Origin of the sequence: Paraburkholderia sp. OAS925 (assembly GCF_040543975.1) — a bacterium.
GTDB lineage: Bacteria > Pseudomonadota > Gammaproteobacteria > Burkholderiales > Burkholderiaceae > Paraburkholderia > Paraburkholderia graminis.
Genome location: NZ_JBEUNO010000001.1, coordinates 2235800 through 2258553, shown reverse-complemented (window position 1 = coordinate 2258553; position 22754 = coordinate 2235800). Strand labels below are relative to the sequence as shown.

Annotated in this window: 22 protein-coding genes and 1 pseudogene; 7 read left to right on the top strand and 16 right to left on the bottom strand. The window is 64.0% G+C overall.

Annotated features, from left to right (window positions below):
- Nucleotides 1–10 precede the first annotated feature (10 nt).
- A complete protein-coding gene (locus tag ABIE53_RS09885; RefSeq protein ID WP_107707679.1) occupies nt 11–1276 on the top strand; it encodes a C40 family peptidase in 1266 nt (421 codons plus the stop codon).
- Nucleotides 1277–1550: 274 nt separating this feature from the next.
- Nucleotides 1551–2357 (top strand): SDR family oxidoreductase, encoded by an 807-nt coding sequence (locus ABIE53_RS09880; protein ID WP_006048830.1) that lies wholly within the window; start codon nt 1551–1553, stop codon nt 2355–2357.
- A gap of 155 nt (nt 2358–2512) precedes the next feature.
- Here the strand turns inward: ABIE53_RS09880 and ABIE53_RS09875 are convergent, their stop codons facing one another.
- From ABIE53_RS09875 to ABIE53_RS09830, 10 genes are all read right to left on the bottom strand, one after another.
- On the bottom strand, nt 2513–3523 hold the full coding sequence (locus tag ABIE53_RS09875; RefSeq protein WP_006048829.1) for an inorganic phosphate transporter: 1011 nt from the start codon (nt 3521–3523) through the stop codon (nt 2513–2515).
- The gene (locus tag ABIE53_RS09870; RefSeq protein ID WP_006048828.1) at nt 3523–4149 is read right to left on the bottom strand and encodes a DUF47 domain-containing protein; all 627 of its coding nucleotides are present in this window, start codon (nt 4147–4149) and stop codon (nt 3523–3525) included. The genes ABIE53_RS09875 and ABIE53_RS09870 overlap by 1 nt, the downstream gene beginning before the upstream one ends.
- Before the next feature lie 194 nt (nt 4150–4343).
- Nucleotides 4344–5729 carry a replicative DNA helicase gene (locus ABIE53_RS09865; RefSeq protein ID WP_006048827.1) on the bottom strand — a complete coding sequence of 462 codons (1386 nt, stop codon included), beginning with the start codon at nt 5727–5729 and terminating at the stop codon, nt 4344–4346.
- 146 nt (nt 5730–5875) lie between these two features.
- Entirely contained in the window at nt 5876–6328 is a 453-nt protein-coding gene (gene rplI, locus ABIE53_RS09860; protein WP_006048826.1) for a 50S ribosomal protein L9, read from the bottom strand.
- A 27-nt stretch (nt 6329–6355) separates the two neighbouring features.
- The gene (gene rpsR / locus ABIE53_RS09855) at nt 6356–6631 is read right to left on the bottom strand and encodes a 30S ribosomal protein S18 (RefSeq protein WP_006048825.1); all 276 of its coding nucleotides are present in this window, start codon (nt 6629–6631) and stop codon (nt 6356–6358) included.
- Nucleotides 6632–6633: 2 nt separating this feature from the next.
- Nucleotides 6634–6933 carry a primosomal replication protein N gene (gene priB / locus ABIE53_RS09850; protein ID WP_006048824.1) on the bottom strand — a complete coding sequence of 100 codons (300 nt, stop codon included), beginning with the start codon at nt 6931–6933 and terminating at the stop codon, nt 6634–6636.
- 53 nt (nt 6934–6986) lie between these two features.
- Nucleotides 6987–7361 (bottom strand): 30S ribosomal protein S6, encoded by a 375-nt coding sequence (rpsF, locus tag ABIE53_RS09845; protein ID WP_006048823.1) that lies wholly within the window; start codon nt 7359–7361, stop codon nt 6987–6989.
- Between the two features lie 193 nt (nt 7362–7554).
- Nucleotides 7555–8535: an anti-sigma factor family protein gene (locus ABIE53_RS09840; protein WP_107707678.1), complete on the bottom strand. Its 981-nt coding sequence runs from the start codon at nt 8533–8535 to the stop codon at nt 7555–7557.
- Entirely contained in the window at nt 8525–9238 is a 714-nt protein-coding gene (locus ABIE53_RS09835; RefSeq protein WP_374710193.1) for an RNA polymerase sigma factor, read from the bottom strand. The genes ABIE53_RS09840 and ABIE53_RS09835 overlap by 11 nt, the downstream gene beginning before the upstream one ends.
- A 137-nt stretch (nt 9239–9375) precedes the next feature.
- Nucleotides 9376–10290 carry a LysR family transcriptional regulator gene (locus ABIE53_RS09830; RefSeq protein WP_107707676.1) on the bottom strand — a complete coding sequence of 305 codons (915 nt, stop codon included), beginning with the start codon at nt 10288–10290 and terminating at the stop codon, nt 9376–9378.
- 165 nt (nt 10291–10455) lie between these two features.
- Here ABIE53_RS09830 and gcl point away from each other — a divergent pair.
- From gcl to ABIE53_RS09810, 4 genes and pseudogenes are all read left to right on the top strand, one after another.
- Nucleotides 10456–12235: pseudogene (gcl, locus tag ABIE53_RS09825) on the top strand (glyoxylate carboligase).
- Between the two features lie 103 nt (nt 12236–12338).
- Nucleotides 12339–13148, top strand: a complete 810-nt coding sequence (gene hyi / locus ABIE53_RS09820; protein WP_006048818.1) for a hydroxypyruvate isomerase — start codon at nt 12339–12341, stop codon at nt 13146–13148.
- Nucleotides 13149–13260: 112 nt separating this feature from the next.
- Nucleotides 13261–14169, top strand: coding sequence for a 2-hydroxy-3-oxopropionate reductase (locus ABIE53_RS09815; RefSeq protein WP_006048817.1), 909 nt, complete (start codon nt 13261–13263; stop codon nt 14167–14169).
- Nucleotides 14170–14769: 600 nt separating this feature from the next.
- Nucleotides 14770–15171: a DUF3597 domain-containing protein gene (locus tag ABIE53_RS09810; RefSeq protein WP_006048815.1), complete on the top strand. Its 402-nt coding sequence runs from the start codon at nt 14770–14772 to the stop codon at nt 15169–15171.
- 134 nt (nt 15172–15305) lie between these two features.
- Here ABIE53_RS09810 and ABIE53_RS09805 read toward each other — a convergent pair whose 3' ends face one another.
- The 6 genes from ABIE53_RS09805 to ABIE53_RS09780 form a co-directional block, all read right to left on the bottom strand.
- Complete coding sequence (locus ABIE53_RS09805) at nt 15306–16337, bottom strand: asparaginase (RefSeq protein WP_107707675.1); 1032 nt, start codon at nt 16335–16337, stop codon at nt 15306–15308.
- A gap of 111 nt (nt 16338–16448) precedes the next feature.
- Complete coding sequence (locus tag ABIE53_RS09800) at nt 16449–17375, bottom strand: CysB family HTH-type transcriptional regulator (RefSeq protein WP_006048813.1); 927 nt, start codon at nt 17373–17375, stop codon at nt 16449–16451.
- A gap of 85 nt (nt 17376–17460) precedes the next feature.
- Nucleotides 17461–18519: a sulfate/molybdate ABC transporter ATP-binding protein gene (locus ABIE53_RS09795; RefSeq protein ID WP_107707674.1), complete on the bottom strand. Its 1059-nt coding sequence runs from the start codon at nt 18517–18519 to the stop codon at nt 17461–17463.
- Nucleotides 18519–19598: a sulfate ABC transporter permease subunit CysW gene (cysW, locus tag ABIE53_RS09790; RefSeq protein WP_181324884.1), complete on the bottom strand. Its 1080-nt coding sequence runs from the start codon at nt 19596–19598 to the stop codon at nt 18519–18521. The genes ABIE53_RS09795 and cysW overlap by 1 nt, the downstream gene beginning before the upstream one ends.
- Nucleotides 19595–20497: a sulfate ABC transporter permease subunit CysT gene (gene cysT / locus ABIE53_RS09785; protein WP_006048810.1), complete on the bottom strand. Its 903-nt coding sequence runs from the start codon at nt 20495–20497 to the stop codon at nt 19595–19597. Before cysT ends, cysW begins: the two co-directional genes overlap by 4 nt.
- Before the next feature lie 152 nt (nt 20498–20649).
- On the bottom strand, nt 20650–21708 hold the full coding sequence (locus tag ABIE53_RS09780; protein WP_107707673.1) for a sulfate ABC transporter substrate-binding protein: 1059 nt from the start codon (nt 21706–21708) through the stop codon (nt 20650–20652).
- Between the two features lie 311 nt (nt 21709–22019).
- Between ABIE53_RS09780 and lexA the strand changes: the two genes are divergently transcribed.
- Nucleotides 22020–22691 carry a transcriptional repressor LexA gene (gene lexA, locus ABIE53_RS09775; protein WP_376915071.1) on the top strand — a complete coding sequence of 224 codons (672 nt, stop codon included), beginning with the start codon at nt 22020–22022 and terminating at the stop codon, nt 22689–22691.
- The last annotated feature ends 63 nt before the right edge of the window (nt 22692–22754 follow it).

Sequence of the window (22754 nt, the reverse complement as noted above, 5' to 3'; positions counted from 1 at the left end):
CTTCCCTTTCATGCGCCGACTCGCCCTCTCGCTACTGACCGTCGTGCTGCTCGCCGCGTGTGCCGGCGCGCCGCAGAAGACGTCGTCGCGCGCGGGAAGCTCCGTCGTCGTCGCAAACGGGGCGTATCGGCCGCCGCCGCCGGGCTTTCCGAACTTCGTGGACCACAGCATCGGCCGCGAGGAAATCTCCATTCAGGCGATGAGCCTCGTCGGCGTGCCCTACCGCTGGGGCGGCAACACGCCCGATAGCGGCTTCGATTGCAGCGGCCTGGTTCGCTACGTGGTCGCGCGCGCGGCTTCGGTGAATTTGCCGCGCACGACCGCGGATATGAGCGGACGCGGCGAATCGGTCGAACCCGACGAGATAGCGCCGGGCGATCTGATCTTCTTCAACACGACTGGGCGCCCGCACTCGCATGTGGGCATCTACGTGGGCAAGCTGCGCTTCGTGAATGCGCCGTCGACGGGCGGCACGGTGCGGCTCGACTACCTGACCAATCCGTACTGGGCAAAGCGCTTCGACGGCATCCGCCGTATGGCCGGACCGGCCGCCAAGCCGGCGCCGTTCGACGCGCCGAGCTATCAGGCTGCGGCGCCGCAGCCTGAGCGCTCCGCTGCGACTGGCTACGGCAGCGATCAAGGCGGTGCCCGCGCGAGCGCCGCGAATACGCCGTCTGTGACGGCGAAGACGGGTTCGGACTACGCCGCCGATGCTGGACTTTCGCAAACCACCACGGCTCGGGTTACCGGACAACCGCGAGTGACATCGAACGCGACTGGCGATTCGGCCGCGCTCTCGACGGTCTCAACGGCAGCGACCCGCGCGCCGCAAGCCGATCCGTTCGAGCCGCCGCCGCCCGCGATGACCGCAGCGCAATTGCAGGCCCGCGCGGCCGGCGCCGTCTCGCCGACGCCGGTCGCGTCGACGCGGGCAAGCGGCTATGGCAGCGACAGCGGCAGCAGTGGAACGCCCGTTCAAGCGCAATCGACAGCCACAGCGCGCGCGATGCCGCAGACGGCAAACGCCGCTACACCGGACGCCATCGATGCAGCCGCCGACGCTTTCGAACCGCCGCCACCGGCTTCGATCGCCGCCCGCCAGGCGCGCCTCGCACAGCAGACTGAACAAACGGGGCAAGCCCAGCGCGCAGGTGAAGCACAGGCGGATGACGGCGCCGTGCAAATCATGCGCGCCTCGACGGCCTCGCGACCCACACCCGCTCCTTCGCAGACCAACGACGACCCGATCGCCCGTTTCGCCAACGGCAAGTTCTAGCGAAAGCGGCGACCCCAGCACGCGCCAACGCGCGCGCCCTTATACATGCTGGTTAGTTGCCTGGAGCACAAAGCATCCGCCATCTGCAATGCGGTCAATCTGCTTCGCAATGCTGATAAATACGCGAACTAAACGCGCACACATTGTCCCAGCGATGAATCGGATTCGTCCGATCGGCACGTCCAGAAACACCGCGCGCAGCCTGGCTCGGTCAGCACGCGGACGCCGCCGATCTGCTATCGTCATCGGTATTCTTCCGAAGCGGGTGACGACAATGGATCTCGGGCTGAAAGAAAAAGTGGTCTTGATCACGGGTGGCAGCAAGGGCATTGGCTTTGCGTGTGCCCGCGCGTTCGCGATCGAAGGTGCGAAGGTCGCGATCGTTTCGCGCGATCCCGCCAACCTGGCGCGCGCCTACGAGCAGCTGAAACAGGAAGGCTTGCACGTGCATCGCACGCGCGCCGATCTGCACGAACCGCACAGCGCCGCGGACATCGTCGAGGAAGTGACTACCGCCGTCGGCCCGATCGATGTGCTGGTCAACAGCGCCGGCGCGGCGCGCCGCTACGACCCCGAAACGCTCGATGCGGACGCGTTTCGCGCCACGATGGAAGCCAAGTATTTCCCGTACATCTACCCGCAACAGGAAGTGCTGCGCCGGATGGCGGAGCGCGCGAAAAGAGGCGATGGCGGCGACCCGGGGACGATCGTGAATATCATCGGCATGGGCGGCAAGATCGCGAGCGACATCCATATTGCCGGCGGCGCCGCAAATGCCGCGCTGATGCTCGCCACGGTCGGCCTCGCCCACTACTACGCGCGTTACGGCATCCGGATCAACGCGATCAATCCGGGCGCGACGCTGACCGAGCGCGTCGAGGAAGCAGTCCAGTTGGAAGCGACGCAGCAAGGCATCGGGAGCGCGGAGGCGCTGGCGCGCGGACAGGCGAAGGTGCCGCTCGGGCGCTATGCAAAACCGGAGGAAATCGCGGACGTCGCGCTATTTCTGGCGAGCCGCCGCGCGAGTTATGTGACGGGCGCGATCGTGCCGATGGATGGCGCGAGCGCGCCGTTGATATGAGGTGAGGCGTTGAGCCTGGGCGTTGGGCTTGGCCCGTTCATCCGCCCGCGGCGGTAGAGCCGTTGACCTGCACCGCTGCCACGCTGTGTTACGCCTACCGTGTTACGCCTACCGGGCGGACGACCACAGCGTCCCCCGCCGGCAGGCCGTGAAACTTACAGGAAATGGTGGCCGAGCCACCATGCGACGGCGGCGAGCGCCGCCGAAGCCGGGATCGTCAGAATCCAGGCCCACACGATGTTGCCGGCCACGCCCCAGCGCACCGCGCTCAGCTTCTGCGTCGCGCCGACGCCGACGATCGCGCCGGTGATCGTATGCGTGGTGGACACCGGAATACCGAGCCACGAGGCGGTGAACAGAGTAATCGCCCCGCCCGATTCCGCGCAAAAACCGCCAACCGGCTTCAGCTTCGTGATCTTCTGCCCCATGGTGCGGACGATTCGCCAGCCGCCGAACAACGTTCCAACACCCATCGACAGATAGCAGCCGCCGATCACCCACAACGGCGGCGCATCGGCGAGCGACGACGCATAGCCCGTCGCGATCAGCAGCATCCAGATAATGCCGATGGTTTTTTGCGCGTCATTGCCGCCGTGCCCAAGACTGTACAAACCGGCGGATACCAGTTGCAGGCGGCGGAAGCGCCGGTCGACCTTGCTGGGTGGCGTGCGGAAATAGATCCACGACACGGCCAGCATGAAGAACGAGCCGAGCACGAAGCCGAGCAGCGGCGAGACGAGAATAAACGTCACGGTCTTCATGAGCCCGTCGAAATTCAGCGAGCCCCAGCCGGACTTGGCGAGCGCCGAGCCCACGAGCCCGCCGATCAGCGCGTGCGACGAACTCGACGGAATGCCGTAGTGCCACGTGATGACGTTCCACCCGATCGCGCCGACGAGCGCGCCGAAAATCACGTAGTGATCGACGATGGCCGGGTCGATCGTGCCCTTGCCGACCGTCGCGGCGACTTTCAGGTGGAACACGAAATACGCGATGACGTTGAACGCCGCGGCGAACGCGACCGCCTGCTGCGGCTTCAGCACGCCGGTCGACACGACGGTGGCGATCGAATTCGCCGCGTCGTGAAAGCCGTTCATGAAGTCGAAAATCAGCGCGACGGCGACCAGGGCGGCGACCACCCAGATAGCGAGTTGTATCGATTGCATTATGCGTTTTCCAGCACGATGCCTTCAATGATGTTCGCTACGTCTTCACACTTGTCGGTGATCGTTTCGAGCAATTCGTAAATCGCCTTCAGCTTGATAAGCGTCTTGACGTTGTCCTCTTCGCGAAAGAGTTTCGACATGGCCGCGCGCAGCACGCGGTCCGCTTCGGATTCGAGCCGGTCGATTTCCTCGCACGCCTTCAGAATCTGGCTTGCCTGCTTCATGTCCGACAACAGTCTCACCGCGAACTGCACGCGCTCGGACGTCGCCGTGCAGATGTGCGCGAGCTGGCTCGCCTCGGAGGTGACGGACTGCACGTCGTAAAGGGAAATAGCGGTGGCGACGTCTTCCATCAGATCGAGGATGTCGTCCATCGTGGTGATGAGCTTGTGGATTTCGTCGCGGTCGAGCGGCGTGATGAACGTCTTGTGCAGCAGGTCGATGGTTTCGTGCGTGAGCTTGTCGGCAGCCTTTTCGGCCTTTTGCACGTTTTGCTTGTGGGTTTCCGCGTCCTGCAGATTGTCGATCAGCAGTTCGAGTTCGCGGCTCGCCGAGACGATGCACTCTGCATGCGCGTTGAAAATATCAAAAAACTTGCCCTCGGTGGGCATGAATCGACCGAACATTGGGATCCCGAAAATTGGTCACATAATGGCTGACATAAAACCGCCATATTGTACCGTTGCAGGATCGATGTCGCACTTTGCAAAGCGCGGTTACAACAGCGCCATTGCTTCGGCGCTGCTTTTGGTCGCGGCTTTCGTGCTACGTCATCGATTCGCGGCTGCTCGCCGCTTTATTTGCCGTGCTACTCACCACGCTACTCGCCGTAAAAATTCTGCGCGCCGGCAAAGTTGTCGAACTTCGTGAATTGGCCGTGGAACGTGAGCCGAACCGGCCCGATCGGACCATTCCGCTGCTTGCCGATAATGATTTCCGCCGTGCCTTTGTCAGGGCTGTCGGGGTTATACACTTCGTCGCGGTAAATGAAGAGGATCACGTCGGCGTCCTGTTCGATAGCGCCCGATTCGCGCAAGTCGGACATGATCGGCCGCTTGTTCGGACGCTGTTCGAGGCCGCGATTGAGCTGGGACAAAGCAATTACCGGTACGTCGAGTTCTTTCGCGAGACTCTTGAGCGAACGCGAAATCTCCGAGATTTCGGTCGCGCGGTTTTCGCCGGACGACGACCCGCTCATCAGCTGCAAATAGTCGATGATGATGAGCCCTAGCTTGCCGCACTGGCGTGAAAGCCGCCGCGCGCGCGAGCGCAGTTCCATCGGATTCAGACCGCCGGTTTCGTCGATGAAAATCTGCGCCTCGCTCATTTTCTGCACGGCGTGCGTGAGCTTCGGCCAGTCCTCGTCGGTCAGGCGGCCGGTTCGCATGCGGTGCTGGTCGAGCCGGCCGACCGAGCCGAGCATACGCATGGTGAGCTGGGAGCCTGGCATTTCCATCGAGAACACGGCGACCGGCAAGCCGTATTCGACCGCGACGTATTCGCCGATATTCATCGAAAACGCCGTCTTACCCATCGACGGACGCCCTGCGACGATGATCAGCTCGCCGCCGTGCATGCCCGACGTCATGCGGTCAAGGTCGACGAAGCCCGTCGGCGTGCCCGTCACATCGCTCGGATTGGCCGTGTGGTAAAGCGTATCGATGCGCTCCACCACTTCGGTGAGCAGCGGCCCGATTTCGAGAAAGCCCTGGGTGCCGCGCGCGCCGTCTTCGGCGATCGAAAACACCTTCGACTCCGCTTCGTCCAGCAGTTGCCGGACTTCCTTGCCTTGCGGATTGAACGCGTCTGCCGAGATTTCATCGGCAACCGAAACCAGCCGGCGCAGCACCGCGCGATCGCGCACGATCTCGGCGTAGCGCCGGATATTCGCCGCGCTCGGCGTGTTTTGCGCAAGCGCATTCAGATAGGCAAGCCCGCCGACCTCTTCCGCCTTACCCGAGGTGCCGAGCGCTTCGTACACGGTAATCACGTCGGCCGGACGCGTGGCCGCGATCAGCTTGCCGATGTGCTCGAAGATGATGCGGTGGTCGTAGCGGTAGAAATCGCTTTGCGACAGAAAGTCGGCGATGCGGTCCCACGCGGCGTTATCCAGCAGCAAGCCGCCCAGCACCGATTGCTCGGCCTCGATCGAATGCGGCGGGACTTTCAGCGACTCGAGTTGGGGATCTTTGGACGGTGCGTTCATGGAGAGGGATTATCGTGGAAATGAGGCGACCGCGGCCAGCAGGAAATCAATTTGACGCGCACAAAAAAACAGGGGCCGGTTGCCCGGCCCCTGCCTTTAGCCAGCAACTTCCTGGCCGATACTATCGGATGCTCGACGCAGCCGGTTTAAACGTGCTCGCCCAGCACCGACACCGTCACGTCCACAACCACGTCGGTGTGCAGCGAAACCTGGATCGGGTGGTCGCCCACCAGCTTCAGCGGGCCTTCCGGCAGACGCACTTGCGCCTTTTCCACTGCGAAGCCTTGCTTGCCCAGCGCTTCAGCGATGTCAGCGTTCGTCACCGAGCCGAACAGACGGCCGTCGACGCCGGCCTTCTGGCCGATCTGAACCGTCGAGCCAGCCAGCTTTTCGCCTTGAGCTTGAGCAGCAGCCAGCTTTTCAGCGGCGATCTTTTCGAGTTCGGCGCGGCGGACTTCGAATTCAGCCAGCGCTTCTTTCGTTGCACGGCGAGCCTGCTTGTTCGGGATCAGGAAGTTACGTGCGTAACCGTCCTTGACCTTCACGATGTCGCCCAGGTTGCCCAGATTGACGACTTTTTCCAGAAGAATGATTTGCATTCGGATGCTCCTTATCGCGTCGTCGGGTTAGGCCTTGTGCTGGTCGGTGTACGGCACGAGCGCGAGGAAACGCGCGCGCTTGATTGCCGTATCCAGCTGGCGTTGATAGTGCGACTTCGTACCCGTGAGACGCGCCGGCGTGATCTTGCCGTTTTCGCCGATGAAGTCCTTCAGCGTTTCGATGTCCTTGTAGTCGATGTACTCGACGCCAGCGGCCGTGAAACGGCAGAACTTCTTGCGCTTGAAGAGCGGATTTTGTTGCTGACGACGCTTGTCGAATTTCTTACCAGTCGGGCGGGGCATGTTCAGTCCTTTCCAATGTCCTGCAATGCTGTGATGTGAAATACCAGAGTTCTCGCGTTGCGGTGCTTTTTAGCCAGGAAGCCTGTGAAGAGCGTTTCGACGCCCATCGGACAGCTTTCCAGCTTACCGCTCGCCTCGCCTGCGGCTACTGCCTGCATGGTCAGTTCGACTTGCCGGGCAATCCCGGCTTCGACGACTTCGGTGCGGTGCTGCAACGTGCAGCCTGCAATCGGAACGCCGGCGGGTGTGTACCGCACCGGTTCGCGTTCGACGACGCTGGCCGTAAGTTGCAGCCGGTTCATGTAGCCTTTGGCAAGAGCGGCGCGCTGTGCTCTGGTAGCTTAAATTGGGTGTCTTAAGCCTGCGCTTCGGACGGTTGCGTAGCAGCCGACTTCTTGGCTTCTTCGCGCTGCACTTCCTTCATCATCGGCGACGGGCCGGTTTCGGCCTTCTTCATCTTGACGATGAGGTGACGCAGAACTGCGTCGTTGAACTTGAACGCGTGTTCCAGCTCGTCGAGCGTGGTCTGGTCGCATTCGATGTTCATGCAGACGTAGTGAGCCTTCGCGAGTTTCTCGATCATGTAGGCCAGTTGGCGACGGCCCCAGTCTTCGATACGGTGGATCTGGCCACCGTGCGAGGTGATCGTGCTCTTGTAACGCTCGATCATGGCGGGCACCTGCTCGCTCTGATCGGGATGCACGATAAAGACGATTTCATAATGACGCATACACACTCCTTGTGCTGACTTATGGATAGAAGCCACCCGGGCGTCGAACCGGTGTGGCAAGTGAGAAGCCGAAGATTGTAGCCCGATTGGGGCCGGGTTGCAAGGCATCGAACCGCGCCAGCACGCGGTTCGGGCGTGTTTTCAGGCATTTAGCGAACGCGCCCCGGTGCGGGCGCCGGCTTGCCGCGCCGGCTCAACCGCTCTCGGTGCGCGCGCTGCCGGCCGCGAGGCGCGCCTTGAGCGCCGTTTCCAGACCGCTCAGCGCCTCGGGCGCAGCGTCCGTGATCGCCCACCAGGTCATGCCCTCGGCGTCCCAGTGCGCGAGCGAATAGCCTTCGCGGGCAAGCGCCGCCGGCGCGCCGCCGTCCGTGCCGCCCGTCTGCGGGAACACGTAGACGTCGATCACGTGCTTGCGGTAACGGTAGACCAGCACGGCGACCCGTCGATGCGCGAGGTAATCGAGCCGCCCGCCTTCCAGCGCGAACCCGCTCGCCGCGAGGTCCTCGACCGGCGGCGAATAATCCAGCCGGCCGTTGAACCAGGGCTTGACGGTATGCCGGTCCGTCGAAATCACGTCGATGTCGCGGCCCGACACCTGCGCACGCACATGGCTCGCCACGAGTTCGTCGGCGAACGGCGCGAAGTCGGCGGGACGGCGCAGGTTGAGCGTCACTGTGACGGCCAGCGCGCCGAAGGCGACGACGAGCGGCACCAACCAGCCGGACGCGAGCGGCGCTGCCACGCCACGAGGCGCCGCCGGACGGCTCCCCCCGCCCAATGCGCCCTGCCCGCCCTCGGCGGAACGCCCGCCGAACCATCTGTCGATCCGATCGCGCAAACCATCGCCTAGCCTGCGCGGCCGCTCGCCGCCCAACGGCTGCGGTGCCGGCGCGCGCCCCGCCTGCTCCGCCTCAGCGCCCGCACCCCGCGCTCCAGCGTCTTCCGCCGCGCTTTGCGTCTCCGGCAAGCCCGCAAGAATGCGCGAGCGCAACGACTGCGGCGCGCGATGATAAGGCGCCGTGCGCAGCGCGTGGCTCATCGTCCGGAGGCTCTCGCTTTCGCGCCGGCAGGCCTCGCAGCTCTCGATATGCTGCTGGACGCGCCGTGCATCCGGCGCGGGCAATTCGCGATCGGCGTTCGCATCGAGGAGCGGCCGCGCTTCGTTACAGTCCATCTGGCGTCTCCTGAGCGTTGCCGGCGGACGCGCCGCCGCGGTTGTTGAGCGATCTGCCGTTGGCCACGGCCCGAAGCGGCGTCACCGACGCGCTCGGCGCGCCCGCCGCATCGCGCGGCTCGCCGAGGAGCGCCGCGAGCTTGCGCCGCCCGCGTGCGAGCCGCGACATCACAGTGCCGATCGGCACATCGGCGACCTGAGCGATCTCGCGATAACCCATCTCTTCCAGTTCACGCAGAATCAGCACCTCGCGATACTCGACGGGCAGCAGCGCGAGCGCCTCGTGCACGCGCTTCGCGTCCTCGTCGCGGATCAGGAGCGCCTGTGGATCGGCGCCGCCCGCGCTCCACCCCTCGAACGTGGCGTCGTCCATCGTGTCGTCGAACTCCACTGTTTCATGCGACGACGCGCGCCGCCGCCACTCCGTGTACCAGGTGCGGCGCACGATCGCGAGCAGCCACGGCCGCGCCGAATCGCCGCGGAACGTGTCGAAAAAGCGGAACGCGCGCATGAAGGCTTCCTGCACGACGTCGTCGGCATCGTTCGGATTGCCGCACAGCCAGCGCGCGAGGTTGTACGCGGCGTCGAGATGCGGCAGCGCGAGCTGCTGGAAACGGCGGCTGCGCGCGGCATCGGTCTCGCCGTTCGCGCGGGCAGCGTCTGAATCGGCGTCTGAATCGGCGTCTGAATCGATCTGGACCACCTCGGCCCTCCAGGGCATGTGCGGCTATGCGGTGCGGTTCGTCGTCAAGCTTCACATCGCATAACCGGCCATGCGCCGAGTTTATTCCCGCCGCGGCGCGCCGCTGACAAAAAACCGCGGCAGAACCCGAAACAGCGCTAATACGCGGGCCGGTTCCAGTAGTCCTCGCTCGCGTAAATCTCCTTCAGATAATCGATGAAATAGCGCACCTTGGCCGGCACGTAGCGCTGCTGCGGGTAGACCGCGAGGATGTCGTAGTCGGGCAGCGCGAATTCGTCGAGCACCGTTTCGAGTTCACCGCGCGCGAGCTGCTGCTGGATTTCCCACGTGGAACGCCAGCCGAGGCCGAGCCCTTCGGACACCCAGCGGTGCAGCAGTTCGCCGTCGTTGCAGTCGAGCGTGCCGCCCACGCGCACCGTGACGAGCTTGCCGTTGCGGCGGAAATACCAGCCGCGGTTCTGCCCGCCTTGCAGATTGAACGCGAGGCAGTTGTGGCGCGGCAGATCTTCGAGCGTTTTCGGCTTGCCGTGCTGGCGGAAATACTCGGGCGTGCCGCAGACCACGCGCCGGTTCGACGCCAGTTTCACCGCGACGAAGTTCGGGTCGACCGCGCCGCCGATGCGAATCGACAGGTCGTAACCCTCGCGCACCAGGTCCACCACACGGTCGGTCAGGTTGAACGACACCTGCAATTCGGGCTTGTCGGCGACAAACGCGGGCGCGAGCGGCGCGACATGCTTGCGGCCGAACGCGGCCGGCGCCGACACGATCAGGTGGCCGTTCACCGCCCGCCGCCCCGCGCTCAGTTCGTTTTCCGCCTGATCCCACTCGGTCAGAAGACCGCGGCAGCGCTCGAGAAACGCGGCGCCGTCTTCGCTGACGACGAGCCGCCGCGTCGAGCGGTACATCAGCTTCACGCCGAGGCGCTTTTCGAGCGCGTCGATGCGCCGCCCGAGAATCACCGGCGACACGCCCTCTTCCAGCGCGGCGGCCGCGAGGCTGCCTGCGTCCGCGACACGCACAAACGTTTCGATCTGCTTGAAGCGGTCCATGTCTGTCTCCTCACGCTTTTTTGCCCGCGTCGCCCGCCCTCCGGCATTCCATACTTTTTGTTTCGAAATAAGCGACGCGGACTGATCTTATCAAACCTTTAGGTCGAGCCTAAAGTGCGTTCAACAGCCTTAATCGCCATTTCCCAGGACATTCAGGAGACATTCATGGCCAAGATGAGAGCCGTCGACGCCGCCGTGCTGGTGCTCGAAAAAGAAGGTATCGACACCGCGTTCGGCGTGCCGGGCGCCGCCATCAACCCGTTCTACTCGGCGATGCGCAAGGCCGGCAACATCAGCCACGTGCTCGCGCGTCACGTCGAGGGCGCGTCGCACATGGCCGAAGGCTATACGCGGGCGCAGCCCGGCAACATCGGCGTGTGTATCGGCACGTCGGGTCCCGCGGGCACCGACATGATCACCGGTCTCTACTCCGCCCAGGCCGACTCGATTCCTATTCTGGCCATCACGGGCCAGGCGCCGCGCGCGCGTCTCTACAAGGAAGACTTCCAGGCCGTCGACATCGAGTCGATCGCCAAGCCCGTCACCAAGTGGGCGGTGACGGTGCGCGAGCCGGCGCTCGTGCCGCGCGTGTTCCAGCAGGCGTTCCATCTGATGCGCTCGGGCCGCCCCGGTCCGGTGCTGGTCGATCTGCCGATCGACGTGCAGCTCGCCGAAATCGAATTCGATATCGACACCTACGAACCGCTGCCGGTCTACAAGCCGAAGGCGACGCGCAAGCAGATCGAGGCCGCGCTCACGCTGCTCAACGATTCCGAGAAGCCGCTGATCGTCTCCGGCGGCGGCGTGCTGAACGCAGCCGCCGAGGACCTGCTCGTGAAGTTCGCGGAAACCGTCGGCGTGCCGGTGATCCCGACGCTGATGTCGTGGGGCGCGATTCCCGACGACCATCCGCTGATGGCCGGCATGGTCGGTCTGCAGACCTCGCACCGCTACGGCAACGCGACGATGCTCGCGTCCGACTTCGTGCTCGGCATCGGCAACCGCTGGGCGAACCGTCACACGGGCAGCATCGATGTCTACACGAAGGGCCGCAAGTTCGTGCACGTCGATATCGAGCCGACGCAAATCGGCCGCGTGTTCGGTCCGGACCTCGGCATCGTGTCGGATGCGAAGGCGGCGCTCGAACTGTTCGTCGAAGTGGCCAGCGAATGGAAGGCCGCGGGCAAGCTGAAGGACCGCAGCGCGTGGGTCGCCGATTGCCAGCAGCGCAAGCAGACCATGCATCGCAAGACGCACGCACTTCGACAACGTGCCGATGAAGCCGCAGCGCGTCTACGAAGAGATGAACCAGGTGTTCGGCCGCGACACCTGCTACGTGAGCACGATCGGTCTCTCGCAGATCGCCGGCGCACAATTCCTGCACGTCTACAAGGCGCGCAACTGGATCAACTGCGGCCAGGCGGGCCCGCTCGGTTGGACGATTCCGGCCGCCCTCGGCGTGCGCGCAGCCGATCCGCAACGGCCGATCGTCGCGCTCTCCGGCGACTACGACTTCCAGTTCATGATCGAAGAACTCGCCGCCGGCGCGCAGTTCAAGCTGCCGTACGTGCATGTGGTCGTGAACAACTCGTACCTCGGCCTGATCCGCCAGGCGCAGCGCGCGTTCGACATGGACTTCTGCGTGCAGCTCGGCTTCGAGAACATCAACTCGCCGGAAATGAACGGCTACGGCGTGGATCACGTCGCGGTGGCCGAAGGTCTCGGCTGCAAGGCGATTCGCGTGTTCAAGCCGGAGGAGCTCAAGCCGGCGCTGCAAAAAGCGCAGTCGATGCTCTCCGAGTTCAACGTGCCGGTCATCGTCGAAGTGATTCTCGAGCGCGTGACCAATATTTCGATGGGCGCCGAGATCGACGCGATCAACGAGTTCGAGGAACTGGCCACGACGCGCGAGGACGCGCCCACCGCAATCAGCATCGCCGACTGACATCGCAAGACATCACCGGTTCGATCATGCAGGCGCGATGCGCGGCCGCGTTGCGCCTGCATGACGATCCACTCCACCGACCGACCAGCGAGACCTACGCACCATGCCGAAATTCGCAGCGAATCTCACGATGCTTTTCAACGAAGTCCCGTTCCTCGACCGCTTTGCGGCGGCGGCGGACGCGGGCTTTCACGCCGTCGAATTCCTGTTTCCGTATCCGTATGCGATCGCCGAGCTGAGCGAGCGTCTTCAGCAGAACCGGCTCAAGCTCGTGCTCCACAACCTGCCTGCGGGCAACTGGGAAGCCGGCGAGCGCGGCATTGCGTGCCTGCCCGATCGCGTGAGCGAATTCCAGGAAGGCGTGGGCCGCGCGATCGAATATGCGAGCGCGCTGAAGGTGCCGCAACTGAACTGCCTCGTCGGCATTCCCGGCGCGGGCATCGATGCCGACAAGGCGCGCTCGACCATCGTCGATAACCTGCGTTTCGCGGCCGGCGAACTGAAGAAAGCGGGCATCCGGCTGCTCGTCGAACCGTGCAACTCGTACGACATTCCGGGCTTCGCGCTGAACCGCTCGAGCGAAGGTCTTGACGTGATTCGCGCGGTCGGCTCGGACAACCTGTTCCTGCAATACGACATCTATCACATGCAACGGATGGAAGGCGAACTCGCGGCCACGATCAAAAAGAATCTGCCGCACATCGCGCACATCCAGCTCGCCGACAACCCGGGGCGCAACGAACCCGGCACCGGCGAAATCAACTACCCGTTCCTGTTCGATCTGCTCGACTCGATCGGCTACGACGGCTGGATCGGCTGCGAATACAAGCCGCGCACCACCACCACGGCCGGCCTCGTCTGGGTGCAGAGCGTGGCCGGGCAAACGCGCGGCGCCGCGCACGCGGCAGCGTGAGCCAGGCGCGATTCATCTTCACCGCATTGCTCGAACCGGGCGCAGCGCGCCTTTGAAGCACGTCCCCTCGCGGGCGCGCAAACAACACTGGAAACACTGGAGATTCAGACACATGGCAAAGATCGGTTTCATCGGGCTCGGCATCATGGGCGCGCATATGGCGCGCAACCTTCTCAAGGGCGGTCACACGCTGTTCGTGAACGGCGCGTATCCGGTGCCGGAAGACCTGGGCAAGAGCACGAACGTGGTGGCCGATTCCACCGCCGTCGCGCAAGCCGCCGACATCGTCATCATCATGGTGCCCGACACGCCTGACGTTGCTAACGTGCTGTTCGCCGACGACGGCGTCGCCGCCGGTCTGACAGCGGGCAAGCTCGTGATCGACATGAGCTCGATCTCGCCGCTCGACACGCAGGCGTTCGCGAAGAAGATCAACGCGCTCGGCGTCGACTATCTGGATGCGCCGGTGTCCGGCGGCGAGGTCGGCGCACGCGAGGCCACGCTCACGATCATGGTCGGCGGCCCCGAAAAAGCGTTCGCGCAGGCCAAGCCGCTCTTTGAACTGATGGGCAAGAACATCTCGCTGATCGGCGATAACGGCGCGGGTCAAACGTGTAAGGTCGCGAACCAGATCATCGTCGCGTTGAACATCGAGGCCGTGGCCGAAGCGCTGCTGTTCGCGTCGCGCTCGGGCGCCGACCCGGAACGTGTACGCAAGGCATTGATGGGCGGCTTCGCTTCGTCGCGCATTCTCGAAGTACATGGCGAGCGCATGACGAAGCGCACGTTCAATCCGGGCTTCAGGATTGAACTGCATCAAAAGGATCTGAACCTGGCACTCGACGGCGCACGCAAGCTAGGCATCGCGCTGCCGCATACCGCAAGCGCGCAGCAACTGTTCAGCGTGTGCGCAGCGAACGGCGGCAAGGCGTGGGATCACTCGGCGATGGTTCGCGCGCTCGAGATCATGGCCAACTATGAAGTCGCGCAGGCGCCGGATAGCGAGGCGAAAGCGGCCTGATGTCGCAAGGTTGCTTCGCGGCTTGCGGAGCAGCGTAGTAACACCGATTGCCGCCGACGCCGCTTCCTTCGGCACGTCACGGCAATCCAATGTGGGGCGCCTGTTCCGTCGCGCGGCATCGCGGCGGAGCGGGCAAATCGAGCCGCTCTGGGCTGAGAGCGGCAAAGTGGGGTCCGCAGCGGCACCCGGCGGCGCCGGGGAAGCCTTGGTCGGTCAGACGTCGTCGTCGGGTGTCCGGCTGTCGGATTCATCGTTATGCGCTTTCCGCCAATCTCTCGCAGCAGGTGCGCCATGCGCGCCGCCTGCCAGCGCCTGTCTTTGCAGATTCCCTCGCACGTTGGCTCGCAAGTCCGCTTGCATTTGCTTGCAACTCCGCGTCCGCGGCACGACCTTTTTTGACACTTCGGTCCGCGCTTTTCTCCTACACTCCCTGAGTCTGGTTGCAGCGTATCGGCGATCACGTACGGCTTGCCGATCATTGCAGCGCATGTGCCCTGCTTCGTTCGCCCGAGTCGAAACGACTTGCAACGACTCGCAACCAGTGTTCAACCCGTGAGCGGTATGTGCTTGCGCCGGTAACCCATCTGCAAAGGATTCAGAATGAGCATCTTTGGTGACATCGTGAACAAGCTCTTCGGCAAAGCGAAGCCCGACCAGCCCGCACCGGCAGTCGAGCCGACACCGGACCCGGCAGCGGCGCAAGCTGCCGCACCGCAGGCTGCACCGGCGCCCGCGCCGCTGGCCGATGTGGACGTCGCTGCCGTGATGGACCAGTTCGTCAGCGAGAGCGGCCAAACGTTGAACTGGCGCACGTCGATCGTCGACACGCTGAAGGCGCTCGGCGTGGACAGCAGCCTCGAGCATCGCAAGGAACTCGCACGCGAACTGAAGTACAGCGGCGACACGAACGATTCGGCGAGCATGAATGTCTGGCTGCACAAGCAGGTAATGCAAGCGCTGGCGGCGAACGGCGGCAAGTTGCCCGCGGATCTGGCGGACTGACGTCCATCGCGACAAACGTCAAGCTCAAACGATAACGCGGCGCCAGGTCGATGACCTGAGCGCCGCGTTGTCATTTGACGTTCATCTGCGGGACACGTTTCCGACTTTGAATCGGGCCGCTCGCGCGAGATCGATCAGTACGTATCGAACGCCTTTTGCAGTGCAACCGGCCCCGCGCCGCCCGCGGCCAACGCGAGCATCAACAGCACGCGCGCCTTGTACGGATTGAGCGAGCCGGCGCTGACGAAACCGAGTGCATCGTCGGCGGCTGCGCCGTTGCGCATCACATGTCCCGAACCCACGCGCGACGAACGCACGACGGCGACGCCCTGCGACGCTGCATCGGCGAGTGCCTGCGCAAGCGACGCGTGAATCGAACCGTTGCCCGTGCCCGCCACCACGATGCCGCGCACGCCGGCTGTCACGAATGCATCCACGGCGATACGCGATACGCCCGCATAGCTCGCGACGATCTCCACATGCGGCCAGTTCGCGCCGATCACGAACTCGGTCGCGCGCGTATGCGGACGCACGACGCTGCGCTGAAACTCGACGCGCCCGTCCTGCACCCAACCCAGCGCGCCAATTTCCGGCGACTGGAACGCATCGACGGCATAGGTGCTCGTCTTGACCACGTCGCGCGCGCTGTGAATCCTGTTGTTGAACGCAACCAGCACGCCCTGCCCGCGTGCGGCCGGATTCGCTGCAACGGTGACCGCATTCAGCAGATTGAGCGGACCGTCCGCCGACAACGCCGACGCCGGACGCATCGCGGCGGTCAGCACGACCGGCTTATCCGACTTGACGGTCAGATGCAGCAGATAGGCCGTTTCCTCGAGCGTGTCCGTGCCGTGCGTGATGACGACGCCGTCGATGTCGTCGGCGGCAAGCAGCGTGTTGACGCGTTGCGCGAGCGTGGTCCACAGCGGCATCGCCATGTCCTTGCTGTCGATGCTCGCAATCTGCTCTGGCGCGATGCGCGCCACCGTCGACAACGCCGGCACCACGGAGAGCAATTGTTCGACGCCGACCACGCCGGCCTGATAGCCGGAAGTGTTGGTGGCGTCCGCGGCGGCGCCGGCAATCGTGCCGCCGGTCGCCAGCACGGCGATGCGCGGCAGCGGCGCCGCAGCGCTTGACGAAGAGGAGGAAGTCAGTGTGTTCATGGCGGCGATTGTAAGCGATGATGCGCCGCCCTCTCGCGCCGTTGAAGTCCTCACAAACCCTTTGGTTGCTTAAGCGGATCGTTTAGGCAGATCGCTTAAGCAATCGCGCGCTCACACCGCCTCGCGCAATTGCACGGCGATTTCCGCCTCCGTCAATTGCGGCGCGAACATCTCGATCAGCCGATACGCGTACGCGCGCAGGAACGCGCCCTTGCGCAAGCCGACGCGCGTCGTGCTCGCTTCGAACAGATGCTGCGTATCGAGCGCGACCAGTTCCGTGTCGCGCTTCGGGTCATAGGCCATTGCGGCCACCACGCCGATGCCCATGCCGAGTTCGACATACGTCTTGATCACGTCGGCGTCGATCGCGGTCAGCACCACGTCGGGCAGCGCGCCCGCTTTCGCGAACGCCTGGTCGATATGCGAGCGGCCCGTGAAGTCCTGGTCATACGTGACGATCGGGAATTCGGCGATTTCGTCGAGCGTCAGATTCGGGCGGCCGACGAGCGGATGATCCTTCGGCACGACCACGACGTGATGCCACGAATAGCACGGGAACGTGACGATGTCCGGGAAACGGTCGAGCGCCTCGGTCGAGATGCCGATGTCCGCCTCGCCGTTGATGATCATCTGCGCGATCTGCTGCGGGCTGCCCTGACGCAGCGCGAGATGCACCTTCGGAAAGACCTCGGTGAACTGGCGAATCACTTTCGGCAACGCGTAGCGCGCCTGCGTGTGGGTGGTCGCGACCACGAGGTGGCCGCTGTCCTGATCCGCGAACTGGCGCGCCACGCGGCGCAGATTCTCCGCGTCGAGCAGCATCCGCTCGATCAGTTGATGCACCGCCTTGCCAGGTTCCGTGAGGCCGGTGAGCCGCTTGCCGCGTCGAATGAAGATGTCGACGCCGAGTTCGTCTTCCAGATCCTTGATCTGTTTCGATACGCCCGACTGCGACGTGTACAGCACGTTCGCCACTTCGGTCAGGTTCATGTTCTGACGCACGGCCTCGCGCACGAAGCGCAGTTGCTGGAAGTTCATGTTGAAGTGTCCGGTTCAGCGAAAATTGAATTATTGGAGTGGGTCGCGTTGGATCGAATCGGGTTGCGCATGCGTGCTGAGCCGCTCATTGCGCCGGAAATACGCGCAGCGCGCGCGGCACGGCCGTCACGCCGTCGCCGACCGCGAGTTGCAGCTCGCGCCATGATTCGCGATCGAGTTCGGCTTCGAGCAGATGGCCTTCGCGGCCCGCGAGTTCCACTCGCACCGAGCCGCCCAGCGTCACGACACGCCGCACATCGACGACGATACCTTCGCGGTGCCCCGCCGACTGCGGATACAACTGCAGATCGTGCGGACGCACATAGGCGAAAGCCGGGCCGCTGAAGTCGGTGCTGATCGCAACCGGCAACGCCGCGCCGTCCACCACGAAACCCCTTGCGTCGACCTTGCCGTGCAGCCGGTTGGCCGCGCCGAGAAACTCATAGACGAACGAAGTCTGCGGATGGTCGTACACGTCTTGCGGACTGCCGACCTGCTCCACGTGTCCATGATTCAGCACGACGATGCGGTCCGCCACTTCGAGCGCCTCTTCCTGATCGTGCGTGACAAAGATCGTCGAGATATGCAGGTCGTCGTGCAAACGCCGCAGCCAGCTACGCAGTTCCTTGCGCACCTTGGCGTCGAGCGCGCCGAACGGTTCGTCGAGCAGCAGCACTTTCGGTTCGACGGCAAGCGCGCGAGCGAGCGCGATGCGCTGCCGCTGGCCGCCCGACAGCTCCGACGGATAGCGTTGCGCGAGCCAGTCGAGTTGCACGAGCTTCAGCAGCTCATGCACCTTTTCGCGGATCACCGCTTCCGAAGGCCGCTCTTTCCTCGGCTTCACGCGCAGCCCGAACGCCACGTTCTCGAACACCGTCATGTGACGGAACAGCGCGTAATGCTGGAACACGAAGCCCACTTCGCGCTCGCGCGCGCCGACCGTGGCGACGTCCTGGCCTTGTAGTTCGACCTGTCCGCCATCCGCGTATTCGAGGCCTGCGATCACCCGCAGCAAAGTGGTCTTGCCACAACCCGAGGGCCCGAGCAGCGCAACCAGTTCGCCCGGCGGAAAATCGAGCGAGACGTTATCGAGCGCGACGAAATCGCCGAAGCGCTTTTGCAGGTTACGTACGGTGATACCCATTACAGCTCTCCTTGCTTGAGCGGGTGTTGCTGCGAGACTGATGTTTTGAGCGGCCTGGAGCCAGACGACGAGGCCGACGACGACGCTGGGGACGACGACGCCGACAGCGCCGACGGCAGCGTGACAGGACCAGCATGTGCGGGCACGTCGCGCACGTCCGACAGCTCCGCCGACATATGACGCTCGGCGAGCAGCTTGAGCGCGAGCGTCACGAGCGCGAGCAACGCCAGCACCGACGCCACGGCAAACGCCGCCGAGAAGTTGTATTCGTTGTAGAGAATTTCGACGTGCAGCGGCATCGTGTCGGTCTGCCCGCGAATGTGGCCCGACACCACCGACACCGCGCCGAATTCGCCCATCGCCCGCGCGTTGCACAGAATCACGCCGTACAGCAGGCCCCATTTCACATTGGGCAGCGTGACGCGGCGGAAAATCTGCCAGCCGGACGCGCCGAGCACATGCGCGGCTTCTTCCTCGTCGTTGCCTTGCGCCTGCATCAGCGGAATCAATTCGCGCGCGACGAACGGGAACGTGACGAAGATCGTCGCGAGCACGATGCCCGGCACCGCGAAAATAATCTGTATGTTGTGCGCCTGCAGCCACGGACCGAACCAGCCCTGCGCGCCGAACATCAACACGTAGATGAGACCCGAGATCACCGGCGACACGGAAAACGGCAAATCGATCAGCGTGGTCAGCAGCGCCTTGCCGCGAAACTCGAACTTCGCGATGCACCACGAAGCCGCGAGGCCGAACACGAGATTGAGCGGCACCGCGATCGCCGCGGTGATCGCCGTGAGCTTGATGGCGGCGAGCGCATCCGGGTCCGCGAGCGACTCCAGATAGAAGCCGAGCCCCTTGCTCAACGCCTGATAAAACACCGCGACGAGCGGCACGACGAGAAAGAGCGCGAGAAACAGCAGCGCGATGCCAATGAGAATCCAGCGCACCACGGGCGGCTCAGTCACGGGGTCGGGCCGGCGCGCGGCAGTCAGCGGCGCGCGTGCGGGCGCGGCATGCGCGTCAATGCTTTCGGCGCTTTCGGCAGGCTTGAGGGTTTCGACAGACTGGCGGCTCATTGCACACCTCCGCCAATCGCCGCGACGCTCGTCACGCTCGCTGCGGGCGCAGGACCGGAACCGCCGCGGCTCGTGCGCCGCTGCAAGTACCACTGCAACGTGTTGATGAAAAGCAGCATCAGGAACGAGACGACGAGCATCACCACGGCAAGCGCGGTCGCGCCTGCGTAGTCGTATTGCTCGAGCTTCGTGATGATCAGAAGCGACGTGATCTCCGACTTCATCGGCACATTCCCGGCGATGAAGATGACCGAGCCGTATTCGCCGAGCGCCCGCGCGAACGCGAGCGCGAAGCCCGTCAGCAACGCCGGGAAAACCGCCGGCAGCACGACGCGGCGAAACGTCAGCCAGCGCGACGCGCCGAGGCAGGCGGCGGCCTCTTCCTGTTCGCGCTCGAACTCCTCGAGCACCGGCTGCACCGTGCGCACGACGAACGGCAAGCCGATGAACGTCAGCGCGACCAGCACGCCCACCGGCGTAAAGGCGACCTTCAGGCCGAGCGGCTCGAGAAACTGTCCGATCCAGCCGTTGCCCGCATAGACAGCCGCGAGCGAAATGCCGGCGACCGACGTCGGCAGCGCGAACGGCAGATCGACCACCGCGTCGACGATGCGCTTGAACGGAAACGTGTAGCGCACCAGCACCCACGCGACCAGAAAGCCGAACACCGCGTTGATCAGCGCGCCGCCGAGCGCGGAAAAAAACGTCAGCCGGTATGAAGCAAGCACGCGCGGCGAGCTGACCGCGCGCACGAACTGGCTCCAGTCGAGGGTCGCCGTTTTCAGAAAAGTCGCCGCGAGCGGAATGAGCACCACGAGGCTCAGATAAGCCACCGTGATGCCGAGGGTCAGGCCAAAACCGGGCAACGCGCTCGGCTTTCGGAAGGTCAACGTCGTCATGCTCGTACTCTTTCAGTTGATGCTCGTGTTGCAGGCCTCGGCGTCCCGATCGGCCAAAAGCGCGCCCGCGGCGCGCTCCTTCACGACGCCTGACGGCGCGTCGCGTTTGCCCTGTCCGCGCCGGGTTGCGGCGCGGACCTGGACGATGCTACTTACTGCGGCTGATAGATCGAATCGAACACGCCGCCGTCGGCAAAGTGCGTCTTTTGCGCGTTGGTCCAGCCGCCGAACGAATCGTCGACCGTGTAGAGCTTCAGCTTCGGAAACTTCGCGGTCAACTCGGCCGGCACCTTGTTCGAACGCGGACGGTAGAAGTTCTTCGCGGCGATTTCCTGGCCTTCCTGGCTGTACAGGAAGTTTAGATACGCCTCGGCGAGCTTGCGCGTGCCGTGCTTGTCGACGACCTTGTCCACCACCGCGACCGGCGGCTCGGCCAGAATACTCACCGACGGCACGACGATTTCGAACTTGTCCGTGCCGAATTCCTTGATCGACAGGAACGCCTCGTTTTCCCACGCGATCAGCACGTCTCCGATCCCGCGTTGCACGAAGCTGGTGGTCGCGCCGCGCGCGCCCGAATCGAGCACGCCCGCATTCTTGTAGAGCTTGCCGACGAATTCCTTGGCCTTCTGGTCGTTGCCGCCCGGCTGATGCGCGGCGTACGCCCACGCGGCCAGGTAGTTCCAGCGCGCGCCGCCCGAGGTCTTCGGATTCGGCGTCACGATCGACACGCCCGGCTTCGTCAGATCGTCCCAATCCTTAATGTGCTTGGGGTTGCCCTTGCGCACCAGGAACACGATCGTCGACGTATAAGGCGATGCGTTGTCGGGCAGGCGCTTCTGCCAGTTCTTGTCGATCAAGCCCTTGTTGGCGAGCGCGTCGATGTCGTAGGCGAGCGCAAGCGTCACGACGTCGGCCTGCAGGCCGTCGAGCACCGAGCGAGCCTGCGCGCCCGAGCCGCCATGCGACTGCTTGAACGTGATGGTTTCGCCGGTCTTCGCCTTCCACTCCTTGCCGAACGCCTGGTTCACGTCCTGATAGAGCTCGCGGGTCGGGTCGTAGGAAACGTTCAGCAGCGTGTTGTCGGCGGCTTGCGCCTGGCCGATTGTGCCAATTACGCCGAGCGCGGCCGCCGCGCCGAATGCGAGCGCGGCGATGATGCTCCGCGCCTTATGGGTAGTCCGTGCCCGCCCCGTGTTCCGATGATTCATGTCCTGTTCTCCGCGTGTTGGTCCGCTAAAGCTGCGAGTGGTGTTGTTTTGCGTCGGGTCACGTGCACATGAGCGCGACTGGAGGCCAGTCTATCGAAGGGCTTTCATCATTAAAAATAATGTTTCCTCATTTTTTAATACGCAAAAGTGGTAATGGCAGCCAGACAAGGCGTTGCGGCATGCAAACCGATGTTTTGACGTCGATTGACGACGTTGCAGCGCGGTGCTTGAGCGCGAACTTAAAGTAAAGCTTGAATTGCGCCGAATACTGTATAAAAATACAGTCACCTGTTCATACATACAGTGGCGCCATGACAAAACTCACCGCACGACAGCAGCAGCAGCAGCAGGTTTTCGATCTGATCCGCCGGGCGATCGAACGCACCGGCTTTCCGCCCACCCGCGCGGAGATCGCCGCCGAGCTGGGCTTCAGCTCTGCCAACTCGGCCGAAGAGCATTTGCGGGCGCTTGCCCGCAAGGGCGTGATCGAACTCGCCGCCGGCGCGTCGCGCGGCATCCGTCTGCTGCCCAGCCAGGACTTCGGACAGGACGGCACCCAGCATCAGTTCACGCTGCCGCATCCGAGCATCATGCAACTGTCGCTGCCGCTCATCGGGCGGGTCGCGGCCGGTAGCCCGATCCTCGCGCAGGAACATATCGCGCAGCACTATGCGTGCGACCCGGCGCTGTTCTCGAGCAAGCCCGACTACCTGCTGAAGGTGCGCGGCCTGTCCATGCGCGACGCGGGCATCTTCGACGGCGATCTGCTCGCGGTGCAGAAAAGAAGCGAGGCGAAAGACGGCCAGATCATCATTGCCCGCCTCGGCGACGACGTCACGGTCAAGCGCCTGAAGCGCCGGCCGAACGGTATCGAGCTGATCGCCGAGAACCCCGATTACGAAAACATCTTCGTTGAGACAGGCAGTGCGGACTTCGCGCTGGAAGGCATTGCTGTCGGTCTGATTCGCCCCGGCGAGTTCTGATCGCGCCTGCCGGGTTGGTCGCCTGTCAGTACACCGTACACAGGCGGATCAACCCTCGCCTGC

Bases quoted from the DNA above. Each gene is read 5' to 3' on its own strand.
- ABIE53_RS09810 (WP_006048815.1), top strand. From the start codon at position 14,770: ATGAGCATCTTTGGTGACATCGTGAACAAGCTCTTCGGCAAAGCGAAG.
- ABIE53_RS09875 (WP_006048829.1), bottom strand. From the start codon at position 3,523: ATGCAATCGATACAACTCGCTATCTGGGTGGTCGCCGCCCTGGTCGCC.
- ABIE53_RS09865 (WP_006048827.1), bottom strand. From the start codon at position 5,729: ATGAACGCACCGTCCAAAGATCCCCAACTCGAGTCGCTGAAAGTCCCG.
- hyi (WP_006048818.1), top strand. From the start codon at position 12,339: ATGCCGAAATTCGCAGCGAATCTCACGATGCTTTTCAACGAAGTCCCG.
- rpsF (WP_006048823.1), bottom strand. From the start codon at position 7,361: ATGCGTCATTATGAAATCGTCTTTATCGTGCATCCCGATCAGAGCGAG.
- rplI (WP_006048826.1), bottom strand. From the start codon at position 6,328: ATGCAAATCATTCTTCTGGAAAAAGTCGTCAATCTGGGCAACCTGGGC.
- ABIE53_RS09805 (WP_107707675.1), bottom strand. From the start codon at position 16,337: ATGAACACACTGACTTCCTCCTCTTCGTCAAGCGCTGCGGCGCCGCTG.
- ABIE53_RS09870 (WP_006048828.1), bottom strand. From the start codon at position 4,149: ATGTTCGGTCGATTCATGCCCACCGAGGGCAAGTTTTTTGATATTTTC.
- ABIE53_RS09795 (WP_107707674.1), bottom strand. From the start codon at position 18,519: ATGGGTATCACCGTACGTAACCTGCAAAAGCGCTTCGGCGATTTCGTC.
- cysT (WP_006048810.1), bottom strand. From the start codon at position 20,497: ATGACGACGTTGACCTTCCGAAAGCCGAGCGCGTTGCCCGGTTTTGGC.
- ABIE53_RS09780 (WP_107707673.1), bottom strand. From the start codon at position 21,708: ATGAATCATCGGAACACGGGGCGGGCACGGACTACCCATAAGGCGCGG.
- priB (WP_006048824.1), bottom strand. From the start codon at position 6,933: ATGAACCGGCTGCAACTTACGGCCAGCGTCGTCGAACGCGAACCGGTG.
- ABIE53_RS09840 (WP_107707678.1), bottom strand. From the start codon at position 8,535: ATGGACTGTAACGAAGCGCGGCCGCTCCTCGATGCGAACGCCGATCGC.
- ABIE53_RS09885 (WP_107707679.1), top strand. From the start codon at position 11: ATGCGCCGACTCGCCCTCTCGCTACTGACCGTCGTGCTGCTCGCCGCG.
- cysW (WP_181324884.1), bottom strand. From the start codon at position 19,598: ATGAGCCGCCAGTCTGTCGAAACCCTCAAGCCTGCCGAAAGCGCCGAA.
- ABIE53_RS09830 (WP_107707676.1), bottom strand. From the start codon at position 10,290: ATGGACCGCTTCAAGCAGATCGAAACGTTTGTGCGTGTCGCGGACGCA.
- ABIE53_RS09800 (WP_006048813.1), bottom strand. From the start codon at position 17,375: ATGAACTTCCAGCAACTGCGCTTCGTGCGCGAGGCCGTGCGTCAGAAC.
- lexA (WP_376915071.1), top strand. From the start codon at position 22,020: ATGACAAAACTCACCGCACGACAGCAGCAGCAGCAGCAGGTTTTCGAT.
- rpsR (WP_006048825.1), bottom strand. From the start codon at position 6,631: ATGCCCCGCCCGACTGGTAAGAAATTCGACAAGCGTCGTCAGCAACAA.
- ABIE53_RS09880 (WP_006048830.1), top strand. From the start codon at position 1,551: ATGGATCTCGGGCTGAAAGAAAAAGTGGTCTTGATCACGGGTGGCAGC.
- ABIE53_RS09815 (WP_006048817.1), top strand. From the start codon at position 13,261: ATGGCAAAGATCGGTTTCATCGGGCTCGGCATCATGGGCGCGCATATG.